Below are 19,415 nucleotides of genomic sequence, written 5' to 3' on the forward strand. Positions count from 1 at the left end.
ATAACTTTGGTTAATATATAATTATGATTTACATGAAATAGAGGTTACATCTTTAATTTTTATGCAGATATTTGCATTTTTCTACATTTTTAAATTTTATATAACAAAATAAATTTATTTTAGCACAAACAAAAAAATATGTAGTATAATTAACATAAAAGATTTTTAAAACATAAATTACTTTTAATGATGGTTTAATCCTTCACTAATTTGGCAACAATTGTTATGGGAGGGATATTTATGGCTACGGCTAACCCAGAGTTATGTAGAATATATGAAGGGTTAAAATATGATTTTTTGTTTAATAATGATATTAATTCTATACATATCCTCCTTTCTTTATATGACTTAGAAGAAAATATAACTAATATTTGCCCTAAGTATAAATGCATTAAAGAAATAAAGAAAAAGATAAGAAGTTTATTAAGGTATAGAAAGGATAGAGATTTAGTTTCAAACAATATTATTTTATTGATACATGAAGATATCGATAGATTGGAATTATATTTCTATTTGGAGGGTTACAAATACGGCTATTATAATTATAAATGGGTAAATATTTTAGAGAAAAAAGCGTTAGAATCTTATGGGATGGAAAAGTTATATGAAATGAGAATTTTATATCATTATAGGTTTAATTTTGGGGAAATAAGAAAAGTAAAAGAGGGATTTGAAGCAGAAGGAAGAAATGTAAACAGAGACGGTGAATTTAAAAAGTTGGTAAATTCTTTCTGTGAAAGGGTTATCAAGTCAAAAATTGTTAATATAAATAAATATATAGATAGACAATTAACTATTGATTATAACCATAAGGTTTTAAATATCAAATCTGACAGCCATAAATTTACACACGAAGAAATAAATAAGGTTTATGGTGTAATTATACGGGGTATATATAAAAATATGAGAAGAGTCTATACAGATGCCAGTTGGTTTGGATTGAACGACAAAGTACTTAGAAGGTATTCATAAGGTATAAAGTTATTGAATACTATTTAATATCATTAAAGGGGGTTTATGATATGTACGTAAAAAATCATATGTTAACAAAGGATAAGCTGACAGTAGTATATCTTGATGAGGATATGAGAAGTGCATTAAAAAAGATTGATGAAGGAGATTTTTTGTCTCTGCCCGTATTTGATCGCAGTAATTTTAAAGGTATCTTGATGAAAGAAGCAATATACAGGTATTATTATGATTCCGATTTTTGTGGTAATAAATCTAAATTTCTTGATGATGTTAAGGTAAAGGATATATACAGTATAAATTTTAAATCCATAAGGGAAAATGAACCTATAGAAGATGCTTCCTATTTGTTGAATGAACTGAGAACACCTTTTCTGCCGGTATTTGATGCCAGAAATAATTTCGTAGGCATACTTACCCATAAAGCTATTTTTGATGCCTTTTCGGAAATGTTCGGACTGGGAGAAGGAACGAGAATTACGGTAAATTTGCTTGATGTTCCCGGCCAATTAGCAAAACTTACGGAAATTATAAGGAAAGAAAATGTGAATATTCTCAATATCGCTGTAATGGATGCTAAAATTATGGATGTATATAAAGTAGTTATAAGAATAAATACTAAAGATGTTGAAAATATTATAGAAAAAATTGAAAAATCAGGGTTCAAAGTTGAAGATGTAAGCAAATAGTGTATAAAGATTTTTAAAATGGGAAAAATATTCCTCTAGATAGTAATGGAGGGATATTTTATGAAAAAAAGTAATATCATAATAATATTTTTGATCTGTACGGTACTTTTTATTATAAGCTTTGGATATGGATATTATTTTATTGATAAAAGAGTATCGGAAAAGCCTAATACTGATAATGATCTTGTAGCTTCAGATGATGAGAAAGGTGATTTGGAAATAATTAAGGAAGAAGAGCGAATTTCTCCTAATACTTTTATTGAAACCCAAACTAAATATACTGAGTGCGGCCATACTATTACTAATGTTTCTCAGGCTCAAGATGAATTTATTAATATGATAGAATCTGAATTTAGAGAATATATGAAGGATAATTATCCTAATACTAAAATAGTATCATTTTCTGCTAAGAAAATAGTTCTTCAGAAAGTAAAGAATTATCTTTGCCCTAATCATTATGTAGTGGGTGAATATCAAGGAAATATTGCTATATTTAAGATAGATGAAAACGGAGAAAGAGTTTTAGAAAAGCTGTTTAATGATTATCCCATATCACTCCTTAATGATGTAGATCAAGAAAAATTAAAAAAAGGAATAGTTGTTGATAATGAGGAAGAATTGTCCAACGTTTTGGAAAACTTTATAAGTTAGATTGACGAGGAACCGATAAATTGTCTATTGGTTCCTTTTTCATAATATTCAACAACAGAAAAGAAAGGGAAAAATAATAACAGGGGAGAACTTGACAAAAAAATTAAATTACCTTAATATAATAGTATAGTCATATGTCAAGACAGATGACTATACATAAATAATTTATAGAAAGGGTAATTTAAAATGAATAGAAATAATAAACTTTATAAAATGTTAATTTCAGCTTTATTATGTTCCATCGGCATCATTATTCCGGTATTTTCTCCTGTAAGAATTGTGTTGGAGCCTGCTTCTTTTACATTGGCAAGTCACGTGGCAATTTTTATCGCAATGTTTATTTCACCGTCTACGGCAGCTTTTGTAGCAGTCGGAACTACAATCGGATTTTTGATTAGCGGATTTCCAATTGTTGTAGTAATGCGTGCAGCGACTCATGTTATTTTTGCCGTTGTAGGAGCGATTATAATAAATAAACATCCTAATATAATTAAATCTTTTAAGTCGGCCTTACCGTTTTCCTTTGGTATTGGTTTGCTGCACGGCCTTTGTGAAGTGCTTGTGGTAATACCATTTTATTTCAGCAACAGCATGAGCGGCGGTTATTATGCTCAGGGATTTGTTAAGTCGGTTATTTTGCTGGTCGGGGTTGGTTCCGTGATTCATAGCATGGTTGATTTTTATATTTCTCAGGTTATTTGGAAATATGTTGCTAAAACAATAAAGATTCCTAAATATACAAGTAGGAAAGATGCTGTGGCAGCCAATATTGATAATAATGAAAAGAAGTCAAATATTTAGAAAATCTTTTTATACGGAATATAAAAAACTAAGCTGGTTTTAATGCCAACTTAGTTTTTTATATAGTTTTTTTGAAAAAGTATGTTAAAATAGAATAAAAGATATAAAGGAAGATGTAAATGATTATAATAGGAATAGATCCGGGAATTGCAATTGTCGGATATGGAGTTGTTAAATTAACCGGAAACAAATTTGAAGTATTGGATTATGGCGCTATAACAACGGAGTCAAAAATGGCTTTTCCAAACAGATTGAAGATTATATATAATAAGATGACGGAAATTATTGATAAATATAGTCCTACTGATTTGGCAATGGAAGAATTGTTTTTTAACAAAAATGTTAAAACGGCTATTAAGGTAGGACAGGCAAGGGGCGTTGAGATACTTGCCGCTGTTAATAAAGGAGTGGAAATATACGAATATACTCCGCTGCAAATTAAACAGGCTGTTGTTGGATATGGAAGAGCGGACAAAAATCAGGTTCAGGAAATGGTTAAGATGTTATTGAATTTAAAGGAAATACCCAAGCCCGATGATGTGGCGGATGCCCTGGCAGTTGCTCTTTGTCATGGGAATTCGTTAAAATTTAAAGAAATGTTTAGAATGAAATGATGGGAGTTGTATTAGTTGTTTGAGTATATTAAAGGCTGTGTGACTTTTTTGGGAGAGGATTATTTAGTGTTGGAAAATAAGGGGATAGGATATAGAATATATACGTCGAAGAATTCTATAGCTAAAGTCAGTAATACAAAAGATGAAATTAAAGTCTTTACATATTTAAATTTGAGGGAAGACGGAATATATCTTTATGGATTTTACGATTATGAAGAACTGAATATGTTTAAAATGCTGTTACTGGTATCTAAAATCGGACCTAAAATGGCTCTGGGGCTGCTTTCTTCATTGACTGTCAATGATATAAAATCCGCTATATTCAATAATAATCCGGACTTATTGTCGAGAGCCCCGGGGATAGGTAAAAAGACGGCGGGAAGAATTATACTGGAATTAAAGGACAGAATAGACAGTATAAGCATAGATGAAGTCAAAATTGGCGGAGAAAACCGAAATATTGACGATGCAGTTTCCGCCCTTCTTTCTTTAGGATATACGAGAAATGAAATTAACAATGTTTTTTCTCAAATGGAACTTGGAAATTTAAAAACCGAGGACATAATAAAGCTATCAATTAAAAAACTTTTAAAAAATTAAAGAAAGGTAATTGATATTATGCAGGATAATGATAACAGAATAGTTGCGCCTTCTTTTAAAATTGAAGAAGATGAAAAAGAGACGGCTTTGAGACCTAAATGGATAGAAGAATATATAGGGCAGGATAAGGTTAAGAATAAGCTGAAGATATTTATACAGGCAGCTAAAGAAAGGAAGGAACCTTTGGATCATTCCCTTATTTATGGCCCTCCGGGACTTGGAAAAACAACTTTGGCTAATATAATAGCTAATGAAATGGGAGTAAATATCAGAGTAACTTCGGGGCCTGCCATTGAAAGGCCTGGGGATTTGGCAAGTATACTTACAAATTTGGGGGAAGACGATGTATTGTTTATAGATGAGATACATCGATTAAACAGGAGCGTTGAGGAGATATTATATCCTGCCATGGAAGACTTTGCTCTGGATATAATTATTGGAAAGGGGCCCAGTGCGAAATCCATAAGGCTTGATCTTTCGAGGTTTACACTAATCGGAGCAACTACGAGGATAGGACTTTTGACTTCTCCTCTCAGGGACAGGTTTGGGGTAATACTGAATCTGGAATTATACGATGAGGAAAGTTTAAAAAAAATAGTTAAAAGGTCTTCCAAAGTATTGAATATAAAAATAGATGACGAGGGAGCTTTGGAAATTGCCCAGAGATCCAGAGGGACTCCCAGAGTTGCAAATCGAATTTTGAAGAGAGTAAGAGATTATGCCCAAGTTGTGGAAAACGGAGTAATTACAAAAGAGGTCGCCGAAAATGCACTAAAGATGATGGAAATCGATAAATTAGGGCTTGACAGTACTGATAAAAAAATGATATTAACTATAGTAGAAAATTTTAACGGAGGGCCTGTAGGATTAGATACTCTTGCTGCGGCAACGGGAGAAGAAAAAGAAACCATTGAAGATGTTTATGAACCTTATTTGATTCAAATCGGATTCTTAAACAGGACCCCCAGGGGAAGAGTACTGACAAGAAAAGCTTATAACTATTTTAATTTACCTTATCCTGAAGAGGAATTGGAGTGATTATTATGCCGTATATGGGTAAAGCTTTAATTATTATGGGATTGGTATTATTAATTATCGGAGGGATATTAATGCTGGGAGGAAAAATCGGGCTCGGAAAACTTCCAGGGGATATTTTTATTAAAAGGGGGAATTTCACGTTTTTCTTTCCGATAGTTTCATCAATAATTATTAGTTTGATACTTACAATATTATTTAACTTATTTAGAAAATAGAAAGGAAATGAACTTATGATGAAAAAAATATTTTTTGTTTTGCTGATATCGTTGTTTGCGGTTTCGATATTACCTAAATTTGCATTTGCATCAGATGGACAAGTTGAATATGTAGAGGTAAGGATAACATCTTCCTTAAAATCGTCTCAGAAAATAAAGCTGTCAAGCAGCGGGAGATTTTTAACAGGAGATTTTGAAGAATTAACCCCTAAGACCGAGTTTATAGATAAGGATGAAATATACATAGTGCCGGGAGAAGCAGAGAAAATAAATATCTTGGATAAAGACGGCAATATTTTAATGACCATGGATTCCAAAGAGAAAATATATTTTTCTTCGGAAGATATGAATAATTCAGTATTAAAGGTAGAAAATAACAGATACAGAGGTTATATTCGTTTTCAGAGAAAAGGAAACGACCTTATTGTGATAAACAGAGTTACTCTTAATGATTATTTATACGGTGTTGTTCCAAGGGAGATGCCATCTTCATTTCCTTTTGAAGCATTAAAAGCTCAGGCTGTAGCAGCAAGAAACTTTGCTTTAAAAAATGTTGGGAAATATTCTTCCGAGGGATATAATCTATCCGATACTACTGATTGTCAGGTTTACGGCGGAATGGATGCCGAAACAGAAATAACAAATAAAGCCGTTGATGAAACCAAAGGAATTATTGCCGAATATAACGGAGAATTGATAGATGCAGTATATTGTTCAAACAGCGGAGGAATAACCGAGGAAAGCGGAAGTGCTTGGGCGGTTGATGAACCTTATTTGAAATCTATAGAAGATTCTTTTTCAACGGATTCTCCCAATAGCGTATGGACTGCGGTTTTTTCGGAAAGTGAGCTTAAAGAAAAATTGAAGACAAAAGGAATAAACGTAGGAGATATAAATAATCTGGAAGTGTTGGAAACATCTTCATCGGGAAGGGTACTAAAGCTAAAAATTGTGGGAAGTGCGGGAGAATATGTTTTGGAGAAGGATAAAATAAGACAGGTACTTGGGTTGAATGATATAAAAAGTACCCTTTTTACCATAGCTAAATCTAACGGTTTCGGAGAAGGAACAAAGGAAGTTTATGCAGTGGACGGAACCATGGATAATCCCAAAACGGTAAATTTAAATGATGCTAATGTTATTAACGGAGACAGTAAAAAAACTGTGAGCAGAGGAATGGTAAAAAGAGTTGTAACTTCCGCAGGGGATAAAGAAATATCAGAGCCGGAGGAAAAGAATAGCGGCGGTGATTTTGTAATTGAAGGGAAAGGTTATGGTCATGGTGTTGGAATGAGCCAATGGGGAGCAAAAAAAATGGCGGAGGAAGGATATAAATTTGAGGAAATCCTAAAATATTATTATAATGGAGTAGACGTAGTGAAGGAAGATATGTAGCGAGGGATGATATAATTGAAAAGAAAAGATTTTGATTATTATTTGCCGGAAGAACTGATTGCACAAACTCCTTTAGAGGACAGAGAAGAGTCGAGACTTATGGTACTTGACAGAAAATCGGGCAGTATTGAACACAGACATTTTAAGGATATTGTTGACTACCTAAATGAGGGGGATTCTTTGGTTCTAAATGACACACGAGTGATTCCTGCAAGACTTTTCGGAAACCGAGAAGGAAAAGAAGAAATCATAGAAATACTTCTTTTAAGAAGGGTTAAAGGAAATGTATGGGAAACTTTAGTGAGACCCGGCAAAAAGGTTAAACCTGATGTTAAATTGGTCTTTGGCGGAGGAATGTTGAAGGGAAATGTTATAAGTATTGGTGAAGAAGGAATAAGACTGATTGAATTTGAATATGAAGGAATATTTGAGGAAATATTGAATAGTTTGGGAGAAATGCCTCTCCCTCCATATATAAAGAAAAAGCTCAAGGACAAAGAAAGATATCAAACGGTTTATTCTAAAAATTTGGGTTCTGCGGCAGCTCCCACAGCGGGTCTTCATTTTACCAAGGAATTATTAAAAAGAATCCGAGATAAGGGAGTCAATACGGTTTTTATAACTCTTCATGTAGGGTTAGGAACATTCAGGCCGGTGAAAGAAGATGAAATAGAAGAACATCATATGCACTCCGAGTATTTTCAAGTATCTGAGGATGCCGCAAGGATTATCAATAAGACAAAGGATGAAGGGAAAAGAATAATAAGCGTCGGTACTACATCTACCAGAACTCTTGAATCCATCGGAGATTCTTCCGGCAGGGTAAGTCCTGCAAGTGGCTGGACGGATATATTTATATACCCGGGGTATAAATTTAAAGTGATTGACGGACTTATAACTAATTTTCATTTGCCTGAGTCGACTTTGATTATGCTTGTAAGTGCGTTTTACAGCAGAGAAAAGATATTGGAGGCTTATAAGACAGCTGTCGACGAAAAATATAGATTTTTCAGTTTCGGGGATGCGATGTTTATTAAATAGAAGGAGATACATAATGGCTGCAAAATTTGAAGTTATAAAAGAGTCTCAAGAGTGCAAGGCAAGGCTGGGGAAATTATATACACCTCACGGTATAGTTGAAACCCCTGTTTTTATGCCTGTAGGAACTCAGGCTACGGTAAAAGCTATGACTCCCGAAGAAGTAAAAACTTTGGGAGCACAGATAATATTGGCAAACACTTATCATTTATATCTCAGACCGGGTCATGAGCTTATAAGGGAAGCAGGAGGAATTCATAAGTTTATGAATTGGAACGGTCCCATTCTTACCGATAGCGGGGGATTTCAGGTATTTAGTTTGGGAGATTTGAGAAAGATAACTGAAGAAGGTGTAGAATTCAGATCATATATTGACGGTTCGAAACATTTTTTAAGGCCCGAAGATTCTATAGAGATTCAAAACTGTTTGGGATCGGATATAATTATGGCTTTTGATGAATGTACTCCGTACCCGAGTACATGGGAATATACAAAGGAATCCATGGAAAGAACGGGAAGATGGGCCGAAAGATGTAAAGAGTATCACGAGGATTGGGATAAGCAATCTTTGTTTGGTATTGTTCAAGGAGGAATGTATAAAGATCTCAGAGAAAAAAGCGCCGAACAGATCACTTCTTTGAATTTACCGGGCTATGCAATAGGAGGGCTAAGTGTGGGGGAGCCTAAGGAACTTATGTATGATATATTGGAATTTACAACTCTCCTTCTTCCTGAGAATAAGCCCAGATATCTGATGGGAGTGGGAAGTCCGGATTATCTCTTTGAATCTGTTATCAGAGGAGTAGATATGGCCGACTGTGTGCTTCCTACCAGAATCGGAAGAAACGGCACGGTACTTACAAGCAGAGGGAAAATAATAATAAAAAACGGAATATATAAAAGAGATTTTGGAAAATTAGATGAGGAATGTGATTGTTATACATGTACTCATTATTCAAGGGCTTATATCAGACATCTTTTTAATGTCCATGAAATTCTGGGTGCAAGGCTGACTACTATTCATAATCTGTATTTTTTATTAAAACTTATGGAAAATATAAGAGAAGCTATTAAACAGGACAGACTTTTGGAATACAGAGATGAATTTTATAAAAAATTTGGATATGTTTAATAATAAAAGAAGGAATTCAATAGTTTTTATTGAATATAAAATATATTATTAAGGAGGGATGAATCTTGCAAGGTAGCGGTAACTTTGGAGCATTAATAATACCTATAGCTTTCTTAGCAATTTTTTATTTCATTGCTATCAGGCCTCAGCAGAAAAAGGAAAAAGAAATCAGAAAGATGAGAGAAGAATTAAATGCAGGTGATGAGATAATTACCATTGGAGGGATCTACGGTAAAGTTGTTAAGGTTAAGGAAGATCTTGTTGTAATTGAGCTAAGCTCAGGAAAAGTTAGACTTGAAGTGGCTAAATGGGCAATTGGTAGCGTTACAAAGAAGAAAGAAACAAAGAAGAATGAAAAGAAAGAAGAAGGGAAAGAAAAAGCTGTTGAAAAAGATAGCAAGAATGATAACGTAAAAGAAGAGAATTCCGAAGATTTATCAGAAAATGATAAAAAAGATGATAACGAATATAAAAAATAATTTAAAGCTTCCTTGTATAAAGGAAGTTTTTTATGTGTATGGAGTAATAAATTCTCCTCCGTTTAAATAGAATTGAGTAGGGATAAGGAGGTGGAATTTTGAATAAAAAAATATTAAACGTATCGATTAACATTTTAAAAGGTTTACTTGTTTGTTATATTGTCACCATAGTATTTATTTTAATTTTTTCAGCATTACTTACATATACAAAAGTTAAAGAAAACAGCATTCCAATGTTAAATACAATAACCATGATCTCAAGTATAAGCTTGGGAGCAATATATTCAACTATAAAAATCAAAGAGAAAGGATGGCTCCATGGAGGAATTGTGGGGATATTGTATTACGTTGTTTTACTGATATTAAATTATACTTTTGCGAAGCCTTTTACAATGGATATATATTCCATGTCTAAACTTTTAATTTCCTTGGGAGCGGGAGTAATAGGAGGAATGATCGGGATAAATTTAAAATAATCTTTTGTCAAATAAAAAACAAATAGTTTTCGCTTTAAAGTGAAAAGACTATTTGTTTTTTATGTCTTTTAAAAACTATTTTTTGAAGGACTTTATTCCTTTAGGGGGGGTAGGCTGGTAAGACCAATAGCGAGAAGCGGTGTTATTGGATTGTCTTATTGCTTTCACTGCCATAGCAGCTAAAATTTCAAGACATTGTTTTTTCATTTGATGTTTCCTCCTTTTTTTGTAATATTATCATCGGCAGCATTAATAAAGCTGTTGCGAATATTGACCATGCTATAACAAATCCAATTTTATCAGAGAAAAAAATGGCAGCTATAGTAAAAAATAATGACATTATGATAATTAACATCCTGCTTATTCTTCTGTATTTTTTTTCTTCCATTTTATTAAACGGATTATTGGAATTTTTGATAAGAGAAAATTTCCATATTATTGGTATGGATAAAATTATCACGACGACACCGATATATAATTTATGTTCTTCCAAAACAGAGTTAAAAGTTAACAGTGAAAAATAATTGATCATTGCAGTAGTATAACATCCCGCATATGATTTACTGTGGTATCCTCCTGTATATGCTCTCAGCAAGCAAAAACCGAATGCAAATAAGATACTGATTAAAAAGGTATCTGTTATCAGAGCTATAATAATAATTATCATCGAAAAAATTAACAAATCATTCAGAATCAGCTCAATTCCGTATTTATAATACTTCATTTCTTCAATTGGAATAACTTTATTGGCAACCAAATGCACGCTTAATTCATGTGCTAAAAACTCTATCATAAATTATCACCCTGACTTTTTTGTTCTGATAAACTTATAATAAAATTTTAATTAATATAAAGCAAGATGATTTAACCGAATGGTAAAAAAGCCCTGGTTTTTTAATCAGAATTGGGGTTTAAAGGCAATATTATCATTGACATAAATATATTATTTTCATATGAATATTTAAAATTACCTCTGTATCGTTTAACGGATGATTCCACGGATTTAAGGCCGTAACCGTGATAAAATTTATCTTTCTTATTCGTTATAAGTGTACCGTTATCTTCGATTAAAATATGTTTATAAGGATTTTTTACAATAATGGACAAATAATTTTTGTAACAAAATATCTTTAGAGAAATATACCTTTCGGATTCCGTAAGTTTTAAATTTGCCTCGACAGCATTATTGAGTACATTGGAAATAATTGAAGATAAATCTGTGGGTGCGATGTTTAACTTTGGAATATTATCGATTTCAAAACAAGCATCTATATTATTATTTTTACATAAAGTCATTTCATAATTTAGAATTGAATCAAGATAATTATTGCCGCAGTGAATTATTGATTTGGTGGATTCCAATGTAGATGTAATAGCATTAATATACCCGACTGATTCCTCAATATGATTTTCTTTTAACAAATATGAAATGTTGGCGAGGTTATTCTTTATATCATGCCTTATTTTCTTTAATTCGGACGCCGAAGCTTCTTGAAATGCCAACTGATCCTTCAATGCTTTGTTTTTTAATTTCAATGCGTACATCTGCTTCTCTTTTTGATAGAATAAACAGATTCTGCCAAAAAGATAAATCATCAATACCGACATCAAAAGAAAGTATAATGACATTCTGACAATCTGTACGGAGTATTGAAAATTTTCATTTTGCAGTGTTCCTTCGATTATCATAAAGAAATTTATAAGAATAATAAAAAATTCGGTAATCAAATCCATGCTTATCCAATATTTAGTCGGTATATTAAAATCAATTTTTTTGAAAAACCGGATATATGAGAATACAAGGAGAAAAGCGGTTATTTTAGAAAGAATGGAAAAAGATATTGTTAAACCGGATACTCCCGAAATCACATTTCTGACATTAATTTTACATATCCAAGACAGTAGGTTCCCTGTAATCATATCACTGATTATAAATATGTAGTTATTAAGCAGGATAAAAAATATTTTTATAAAGATGCTGTCTTTATATAACGATTGAACTATAACCAACGATATAGCCGTAAACAATAAAGTCCTAAGCATAGATAATCTTAAATGGCAGAGCTGAACGAATAAGGTATCAATTAATATTGCCATACTAAGAAACATAGTCTTCTTAAAACCTTTAAATTTGCATATAAGAAGTTCATCTATCATCCGGTACAGAAAAACGGATTCTAAAAATGTAAAAAATAGTTTTATCAACAATTCCCGCATTTTGTAACCTCACAGACTTTCTCAAGAAATTTATTAAGAACATCCTGCTTTTTTCTTCTGCTTAACGGTAAAGTTGTACCATCATCAAGGCGTACATAATCGTCTATTGAGAATATATATTTTATATTTACTATGCAGGTCCTATGAATATCAACAAATTCTAAATCGATATAGTGCTTAAATAGATCCTTAAATTTATAACAATGCAGTAAATACGTTTCTCTTTTGGTATGTAAATAAATTTTTCTGTTAATACTTTCAATATACATAATATCGTTTAACGGTATTTTAATAGTAGCAATTTTATCATCCGTCATATTAACTTTAAAGATTTGAAACTGTGGATTTTCTTCGTTTATAGTATTTACAACCCGCTTTATAACGGAAGGCATACGTTCTCTCAACGATACTTTTGGTAAGAAATCACTTACATTATACTGAAATGTATTTAAAACCTCTTGTTCGAAAGAAGTTATAAATATTAATTTAAATTTTCGATCAATAAGACGCAGCCTTCTGGCTGTTTCCTTGCCGTCAATAACAGGCATATCTATATCCAAAAAAACGATATCATAGTAAGGATTATATTGTTCAAAACTCTTTATTAATGTACTTACATTTGTAAAAGTATAGATAGACACACTTGTTTTTAATTTTTCAAATATTTCCTTTGCCATAGGAGCTACTTTATTCAAAAAACTGATGTCGTCATCGCAAAACGCGACATTTATCATATATCCCGCCCCCTATAAAAATTCTGTGTTTCATTCTGATTTTCACAAACTGCTTGTACAATCTTGTACGTCTAAAGTACTATTCTATTGGTGTGATGAGTAAAACTTTATATGCTGTTAAATTTTCATATTATACTAATTACATTATACTAAATTATTTACTTTTTTCAATAATTTTTCAATAGATTTTTAAAAAGTACCATTCGGTTGGATTTAGATACCACTCGGTAGAAACCCATTTACGGCTATATGGATACATACTATAATGAAGATGAAAGAAAATAGAATATAAAAATTTATTTCATTGATGTTTGGTATTGTAACAAAATTAGATACAATAAATTATTTGATAAACTTCGGGTGAAAGCAAAAAGAAAACTTCAAACACATATAGTTACGGTTCCAAATCAAGTGTGAACATAGGATATAAAATATATTATATTACCAATATTTGGCCATATAATATATTTAAGAATTTATACAAGATTTTTATAATAATTAAGTTTATTACTAGCGTACTGACATATTCATAATTGAACTAAATGTTTTTCTTTGATATACTTACCATAGATGATAAACTGAACATATAAAAGGTTGATTGGCAGTTCACAACAAAAGATGCCAGAATCAAACTTGTTTCACTCTATCCAGAATTATAATATAATTCTGGATAGATATTAGTTTAGTTATGTTCGTGTCATTACACTAGTATTAACTGACGAGATACAAATTGTAGATAAAATTTAATATATATTTTTTTAAATAGGTTGTATAGGATTATGTATTTATATAATATAATCGTGTTCTTGGGGGTATTGATAGAATAGTAAAGAGGAGGTTAATATATTGAAGAAAAAAATATTATTATTTTCAGTGTTACTATTTTCTTTGTTAGTTTCTGTTAAAGTATTAGCAAGTACTCCAAACTGGGGAAAATCAACAGAATCGAAACCAATAGGACTATTTTTTACAGGTTATGTACAGTGTCAACCATCTTATTATGATTCTAGAGGAGGACATGCAGTATTTGGGTGGTTCCAGTATACAAATACTGCTGATGATAGCAGATATTACACAGAAGCTGGCATTAATAAATACGACAGTAATATATATACAAAAAGTAAGGTTATAAGAGACATATGGGGTTTTGGGCATGAAAAAGCTGAATTTGATTATGGGTTTTTCTGGGCTGGAAACGGTGATAATTGGCCAACACCAGCACGTATTAAAGAAGAGTTAAATAAGGATAAACTAAAAGGGTATTCCATGTTAGCTGAATAATCAAGGGTGAGTGATGATGAAACCAAGAGCGATATTTTATACAACCTATATATTTTTAACCGGCATATTGTTATTGATAACAGCGGAAGGAATATGTTTCTTCAATAAAAGAGAATTCCAGCCAGAATATAATAATTTTTCTGAGCAATATATAAAAATCAAAAAGAATACGATAGAACAACTGCCAAAAGAGGTCAAGTCTGATTTTTATGAGAGGTTAAATGCTCTAATTCTTAAGGATAAAGGCAAATTGTTATTTTATACCATCAATGGAGCGGGATTGGGTGTTATTGACGATAAGTCCTATTATAAAAACGAAATGGTAGAGGGAGAATATTTTGATTCAAAAGATTTTACCGATGATAATAAAATAATTATTGCTATTAAGGACAGTTATTTTGCAAATATATATAAAAAGAGAACAAAAAAAGTTATTATAAACGGCGATACTTATATAATTAAAGGGATTATAAAAGGAAAATCATTTATTAATTTGAGTTATGGTAACAATATACAGTTCATATATCCTTATAAATTAGCTAATCAGGTATCTGGAATATATTATATTGATTTAGCTGATAAAAATAATAATAAAGAGATCACCAAACTTTTTAATAATCACATGGCAATGAGAAACGTACATATCTATAGTATGGATTATATAAATATTACCATAAAAGATAAAATTAATTCATTTTGGGAATACGGGAGAGGGTTACGGTTCTTCGTAATGGGATTAATATTCAGTATTTTCAACGGCGGCATCTATATCTATTGGGATATTATTATGGATAAAAAAATTATGAAAATACATTATCTATTGGGTGTTACTCGCAGAAAATATTTCATAAGAAAATTGACGGAATTATTTATATATTTGTTAATTGCTTCATTATTAGCTGAGAGTCTTTATTGCCTTATGGGAAAGTTAAGACCTTTCTATGCATCCCAGTTTACAAAGATGATAGTTAAAGGAAGCGGGAGTTTTTACGGAAATTTTAAGGGAATTGCAATCATTTTAATTATTATATATATGCTGATTTACAGTATTATGTATTTTATAATCACCAGAAATTGGGAAACTCTTTGGGAGGAAAGATAATGCTGCAATTAGAATATGCGTTAAATGATTATAAAAGAAAAATAGGTTTGATGATAACTTTTTCTATTCAATTGATTATTTTATTTATATCCATAATGGGTATCAGTGATGATGTTTTCAAATCTTATTTCGCATATAGAACAATGAAAGAATTATACGTACATAATAAAAATTGTACTTTATATAAAAGTTATGATAATTCGGAAGTTTATCCTAATTCCATGGAAAATGTTTATAAAGGGTTAAAAAAGGTATTGGTCGGACAAGATGAGGCTAAAGCCGTGACCTATTATATTTCTGAAAATACGGTATATATTTTTGGAAATTGGAAAAGAATAGAATCATTTAAGAATATACCATATACTTCTGGAGAGCAAACATACGGAGGGAGAAGATATAATTTAAAAAATTATAAGAAACTTAAATCCACTATTCTTCTGACTGATAGTGCGAAAGGAAATGCAGTAAATATTGATAAAAGTCGAATAGTATTTATAAATGAGCGCATATGGAACGATGATAGTTTTAAAATGGATTTTTCTGTAATGAAACAAATGGTAAATAATTTAATAATGTTTACAGGAGAACCTAGGATAAATGAAGAATATATAAACAGTATAAATTCCAATATTGGAAGTTTTATTATTGTGCCTATTTCAGTAAAAGAAGTTGTGAATGGATTAAAAACAGATTTTTTCTTCGGAGGGGGAGAATCAGAACTATTATTGTTTTTAATAATATTTGTTTTTTCGATAATATGTGGATTAATAAGTTTGATTTACATTGTTATTGATAAGAATATGAAAGAATATGCTATTCATTTTCTTGTTGGAGCCACAATTAGTGATATATGGCTAAGAGAGTTGCTTTTATTAAATATCATGATATTACCAGGATTATTGCTAAGCTATAGTTTATATGCGAAAACTTTGATGTTTATAGATCTTAATATTATTACGATTATAGTTTATCTAACATTGATGTTAGGGGGACTCTTACCCTTATATATAAGATTTAATTGTTCTAAAAATAAATTGGATTTCACAAGGAGGGATCTATTATGAATTTAATTCATCTTGCCGGCATAAAAAAGTTTTACATGAATAATAACAGAAAAGCTTATGTGATTAATGGTATCAGCTTAAAAGTTGACAAGGGAGATTTTATAGTAATAATGGGGCCTTCCGGTTCAGGAAAAACAACTCTTCTTAATATATTGGGTCTACTTACTGAAGCATCTGAAGGAGCTTATTTTTTAGAAGAAAAAGAAGTAGAGACAATTAGCGCTAAACGGAGAGCATTATATAGAAATGAGAAGTTCGGCTATTTGGTGCAAGACTTTGCATTAATGGAAGAATACAGTGTTTATGATAATATAATACTGCCTGTTAAATATTTCAGAAAGAGAGATTCCAGAAAAAATTTAAAAAGCAAAGTTGATATACTAATGAAAGAATACGGGATTGAAGGAAAGCTTAAGGATAAAGTAAAAGAATTATCTGTAGGGCAAAGACAAAGAGTTGCTTTATGCAGAGCATTAATAAACGACCCGGAGATTATTCTTGCAGACGAACCGACAGGCTCCTTGGACAGCAAAAATACTGAAATTGTAATAAACAATTTGCATAAATTAAACAAGGCTGGTAGAACCGTTATAATGGTAACTCACAATCAAGAATTAGCAAAACATGCTACCAAGACATTTATTATCAAAGACGGCAGAATAGTATAAATAGCTAAGACATGAGAACGTTTCGGGACCGGTGAAAAAGTAACCCTTTTTTCTAATAATTATTTTAATTCAAACAAAATTTATAATACTGACTAAAAATTTTAATGTTTAAGGTAAATATACAAAATTTAGAGGTAGCTATTGCTGCTATCCTCTTTATATTTACCGCTATTGTTGCTAATTTCGATTGCATGGACACACTTAATAGACCATATCCTCTTGCGGATATAGTCCGTGAAATCTTTTGAGTTCTGCATTTTTGCCTTCTATGGAAGCCCTTTTTTTATATTTTTTCAAGTATTCTTCCGTCTTTTGATATTGTGATATTTCAATGTCATTATACTTTCTTTTGATGTCGGTATTGATGATTTATCTTTTTGGCAGAATCTGTTTATTCTATCAAAAAGAGAAGCAGATGTACGCATTGAAATTAAAAAACAAAGCATTGAAGGATCAGTTGGCATTTCAAGAAGCTTCGGCGTCCGAATTAAAGAAAATAAGGCATGATATAAAGAATAACCTCGCCAACATTTCATATTTGTTAAAAGAAAATCATATTGAGGAATCAGTCGGGTATATTAATGCTATTACATCTACATTGGAATCCACCAAATCAATAATTCACTGCGGCAATAATTATCTTGATTCAATTCTAAATTATGAAATGACTTTATGTAAAAATAATAATATAGATGCCTGTTTTGAAATCGATAATATTCCAAAGTTAAACATCGCACCCACAGATTTATCTTCAATTATCTCCAATGTACTCAATAATGCTGTCGAGGCAAATTTAAAACTTACGGAATCCGAAAGGTATATTTCTCTAAAGATATTTTGTTACAAAAATTATTTGTCCATTATTGTAAAAAATCCTTATAAACATATTTTAATCGAAGATAACGGTACACTTATAACGAATAAGAAAGATAAATTTTATCACGGTTACGGCCTTAAATCCGTGGAATCATCCGTTAAACGATACAGAGGTAATTTTAAATATTCATATGAAAATAATATATTTATGTCAATGATAATATTGCCTTTAAACCCCAATTCTGATTAAAAAACCAGGGCTTTTTTACCATTCGGTTAAATCATCTTGCTTTATATTAATTAAAATTTTATTATAAGTTTATCAGAACAAAATAAGTTAGGAATAGAATAAGATATAAATTTTTTAAAATATTTAGTAAAAGTAAAATTAGAGGTAAATAATGTTTATGATAATATCTGAAAGGGGTGATTATATGGCAAATGTACTAAGACTACAGAAACTGGAACCTAAACAGGAAAGATATGCACACGCATTCAGTGCATCTTCATGTGCATTTTGTAGCTGCTAGTTATTTAGAAAATTAATGTTTAGGTAAGGTGCAAAGGGGATATGTCAATATTCAAAGGAATAAATAATAATTTGAAAATGATATATCCTCTTGTACATAAAAAAACAAAAAGGAGGTCGAAAAGGGATATTGAAAATACATACTATTATAAAAATTTATATTATTTATATAATATAAAGATAATCATAGTAACTTTTCAATAGCCTCAATAATATGTCTTTTTTAGATAAGAAACTTCATCAACAATATTTAGCGTTTAATAAAGAATTTTATGAAAGTGCTTCTAAATATCATCCTACCAGTGAACAGATTAAGTTAATATATAAAGATATTCCATTAAATTATGTATATAATTATGAAAATTTATGGTTTTATCTACAGCCTCAACATTTAGATTTACCTTTACAAGGGTGGAAAATTCATATCTCAGCTATAACTGAAAATAAATCAGAAATTTTAAAAACTGTTGCTAAAATATGTTTTTCAAAAAATTTATCATTTAAGTTTTTAGCGGATGAAATAGATTTTAGAATTTTAGCAAATAAAATGATAAATAGAGGCTCAAGTAATAAATTTATTACTATATATCCTATTAATGAAAAAGAATTTAAAGACGTTATTGAAATATTATATGAGAAACTTAAAGATTACAATGGTCCATATATTTTATCAGATTTAAGATATAAAGATTGTAAAGTACTGTATTATAGATATGGAGGCATAAGAAAATATGAAGTATTAACTTTTATGGGTGAAAAAGACCTTAGAATCATTGATCCAAATGGTAATGAAATAGAGGACAGAAGAGTTGCATATTGGAATCCTCCATATTGGATAAAAGATCCTTTTCAAATAGATGAAACAAGTAATGTATAAATGTAACAAAGAACAATAAACTTACTATAA

23 protein-coding genes and 1 pseudogene are annotated in these 19,415 nt (G+C 30.8%); 19 read left to right on the plus strand and 5 right to left on the minus strand.

Annotation, left to right across the window (positions count from 1 at the left end; genetic code table 11):
• Positions 1-240 precede the first annotated feature (240 nt).
• The 13 genes from EQM13_RS07210 (at position 241) to EQM13_RS07270 (ending at position 10,097) form a co-directional block, all read left to right on the plus strand.
• Positions 241-972 (plus strand): hypothetical protein, encoded by a 732-nt coding sequence (locus tag EQM13_RS07210; protein WP_128752335.1) that lies wholly within the window; start codon positions 241-243, stop codon positions 970-972.
• A gap of 50 nt (positions 973-1,022) precedes the next feature.
• A complete protein-coding gene (locus EQM13_RS07215) occupies positions 1,023-1,658 on the plus strand; it encodes a CBS domain-containing protein (RefSeq protein WP_128752336.1) in 636 nt (211 codons plus the stop codon).
• A 60-nt stretch (positions 1,659-1,718) separates the two neighbouring features.
• On the plus strand, positions 1,719-2,309 hold the full coding sequence (locus EQM13_RS07220; protein ID WP_071141163.1) for a BofC C-terminal domain-containing protein: 591 nt from the start codon (positions 1,719-1,721) through the stop codon (positions 2,307-2,309).
• A gap of 186 nt (positions 2,310-2,495) precedes the next feature.
• Positions 2,496-3,110: a hypothetical protein gene (locus EQM13_RS07225; RefSeq protein ID WP_206172921.1), complete on the plus strand. Its 615-nt coding sequence runs from the start codon at positions 2,496-2,498 to the stop codon at positions 3,108-3,110.
• Positions 3,111-3,229: 119 nt separating this feature from the next.
• Positions 3,230-3,724 carry a crossover junction endodeoxyribonuclease RuvC gene (gene ruvC / locus EQM13_RS07230; protein WP_071141165.1) on the plus strand — a complete coding sequence of 165 codons (495 nt, stop codon included), beginning with the start codon at positions 3,230-3,232 and terminating at the stop codon, positions 3,722-3,724.
• A gap of 15 nt (positions 3,725-3,739) precedes the next feature.
• Positions 3,740-4,324: a Holliday junction branch migration protein RuvA gene (gene ruvA / locus EQM13_RS07235; protein WP_071141166.1), complete on the plus strand. Its 585-nt coding sequence runs from the start codon at positions 3,740-3,742 to the stop codon at positions 4,322-4,324.
• Between the two features lie 18 nt (positions 4,325-4,342).
• On the plus strand, positions 4,343-5,362 hold the full coding sequence (gene ruvB, locus EQM13_RS07240) for a Holliday junction branch migration DNA helicase RuvB (RefSeq protein ID WP_071141167.1): 1,020 nt from the start codon (positions 4,343-4,345) through the stop codon (positions 5,360-5,362).
• 14 nt (positions 5,363-5,376) lie between these two features.
• Positions 5,377-5,577 carry a DUF2905 domain-containing protein gene (locus EQM13_RS07245; RefSeq protein ID WP_240663001.1) on the plus strand — a complete coding sequence of 67 codons (201 nt, stop codon included), beginning with the start codon at positions 5,377-5,379 and terminating at the stop codon, positions 5,575-5,577.
• A gap of 15 nt (positions 5,578-5,592) precedes the next feature.
• Positions 5,593-6,972: a SpoIID/LytB domain-containing protein gene (locus tag EQM13_RS07250; RefSeq protein WP_128752337.1), complete on the plus strand. Its 1,380-nt coding sequence runs from the start codon at positions 5,593-5,595 to the stop codon at positions 6,970-6,972.
• 15 nt (positions 6,973-6,987) lie between these two features.
• Positions 6,988-8,013, plus strand: coding sequence for a tRNA preQ1(34) S-adenosylmethionine ribosyltransferase-isomerase QueA (queA, locus tag EQM13_RS07255; protein ID WP_071141170.1), 1,026 nt, complete (start codon positions 6,988-6,990; stop codon positions 8,011-8,013).
• 13 nt (positions 8,014-8,026) lie between these two features.
• On the plus strand, positions 8,027-9,142 hold the full coding sequence (gene tgt, locus EQM13_RS07260) for a tRNA guanosine(34) transglycosylase Tgt (RefSeq protein ID WP_128752338.1): 1,116 nt from the start codon (positions 8,027-8,029) through the stop codon (positions 9,140-9,142).
• Between the two features lie 65 nt (positions 9,143-9,207).
• On the plus strand, positions 9,208-9,621 hold the full coding sequence (gene yajC / locus EQM13_RS18930) for a preprotein translocase subunit YajC (RefSeq protein WP_071141172.1): 414 nt from the start codon (positions 9,208-9,210) through the stop codon (positions 9,619-9,621).
• A gap of 98 nt (positions 9,622-9,719) precedes the next feature.
• Positions 9,720-10,097, plus strand: coding sequence for a TIGR04086 family membrane protein (locus EQM13_RS07270; protein WP_083381990.1), 378 nt, complete (start codon positions 9,720-9,722; stop codon positions 10,095-10,097).
• Between the two features lie 75 nt (positions 10,098-10,172).
• Here the strand turns inward: EQM13_RS07270 and EQM13_RS19000 are convergent, their stop codons facing one another.
• From EQM13_RS19000 to EQM13_RS07290, 4 genes are all read right to left on the minus strand, one after another.
• Positions 10,173-10,304 (minus strand): cyclic lactone autoinducer peptide, encoded by a 132-nt coding sequence (locus EQM13_RS19000; RefSeq protein WP_114219790.1) that lies wholly within the window; start codon positions 10,302-10,304, stop codon positions 10,173-10,175.
• On the minus strand, positions 10,285-10,890 hold the full coding sequence (locus EQM13_RS07280) for an accessory gene regulator ArgB-like protein (protein ID WP_114219789.1): 606 nt from the start codon (positions 10,888-10,890) through the stop codon (positions 10,285-10,287). Before EQM13_RS07280 ends, EQM13_RS19000 begins: the two co-directional genes overlap by 20 nt.
• Positions 10,891-10,991: 101 nt before the next feature.
• Positions 10,992-12,314 carry a sensor histidine kinase gene (locus EQM13_RS07285; protein WP_128752339.1) on the minus strand — a complete coding sequence of 441 codons (1,323 nt, stop codon included), beginning with the start codon at positions 12,312-12,314 and terminating at the stop codon, positions 10,992-10,994.
• Complete coding sequence (locus EQM13_RS07290) at positions 12,299-13,048, minus strand: LytR/AlgR family response regulator transcription factor (RefSeq protein WP_128752340.1); 750 nt, start codon at positions 13,046-13,048, stop codon at positions 12,299-12,301. Before EQM13_RS07290 ends, EQM13_RS07285 begins: the two co-directional genes overlap by 16 nt.
• An 846-nt stretch (positions 13,049-13,894) precedes the next feature.
• Between EQM13_RS07290 and EQM13_RS07295 the strand changes: the two genes are divergently transcribed.
• From EQM13_RS07295 to EQM13_RS07310, 4 genes are read left to right on the plus strand one after another with little or no spacing between them, the layout of a single operon-like run.
• A complete protein-coding gene (locus EQM13_RS07295; RefSeq protein WP_114219936.1) occupies positions 13,895-14,329 on the plus strand; it encodes a hypothetical protein in 435 nt (144 codons plus the stop codon).
• Positions 14,330-14,345: 16 nt separating this feature from the next.
• Entirely contained in the window at positions 14,346-15,431 is a 1,086-nt protein-coding gene (locus tag EQM13_RS07300) for a hypothetical protein (protein ID WP_114219937.1), read from the plus strand.
• Entirely contained in the window at positions 15,431-16,495 is a 1,065-nt protein-coding gene (locus tag EQM13_RS07305) for a hypothetical protein (RefSeq protein ID WP_114219938.1), read from the plus strand. Before EQM13_RS07300 ends, EQM13_RS07305 begins: the two co-directional genes overlap by 1 nt.
• Positions 16,492-17,163 (plus strand): ABC transporter ATP-binding protein, encoded by a 672-nt coding sequence (locus EQM13_RS07310; RefSeq protein ID WP_114219939.1) that lies wholly within the window; start codon positions 16,492-16,494, stop codon positions 17,161-17,163. Before EQM13_RS07305 ends, EQM13_RS07310 begins: the two co-directional genes overlap by 4 nt.
• Before the next feature lie 130 nt (positions 17,164-17,293).
• Here the strand turns inward: EQM13_RS07310 and EQM13_RS07315 are convergent.
• Positions 17,294-17,493, minus strand: a pseudogene (locus EQM13_RS07315) (transposase); the annotation flags it as partial.
• Between the two features lie 85 nt (positions 17,494-17,578).
• Between EQM13_RS07315 and EQM13_RS07320 the strand changes: the two are divergent.
• Both EQM13_RS07320 and EQM13_RS07325 read left to right on the plus strand, forming a co-directional pair.
• Entirely contained in the window at positions 17,579-18,229 is a 651-nt protein-coding gene (locus tag EQM13_RS07320) for a sensor histidine kinase (RefSeq protein WP_161567190.1), read from the plus strand.
• Positions 18,230-18,722: 493 nt separating this feature from the next.
• Complete coding sequence (locus EQM13_RS07325) at positions 18,723-19,385, plus strand: class III lanthionine synthetase LanKC N-terminal domain-containing protein (RefSeq protein WP_114219508.1); 663 nt, start codon at positions 18,723-18,725, stop codon at positions 19,383-19,385.
• Positions 19,386-19,415 lie beyond the last annotated feature (30 nt).

Source organism: Acidilutibacter cellobiosedens, from assembly GCF_004103715.1.
Lineage (GTDB): Bacteria > Bacillota > Clostridia > Tissierellales > Acidilutibacteraceae > Acidilutibacter > Acidilutibacter cellobiosedens.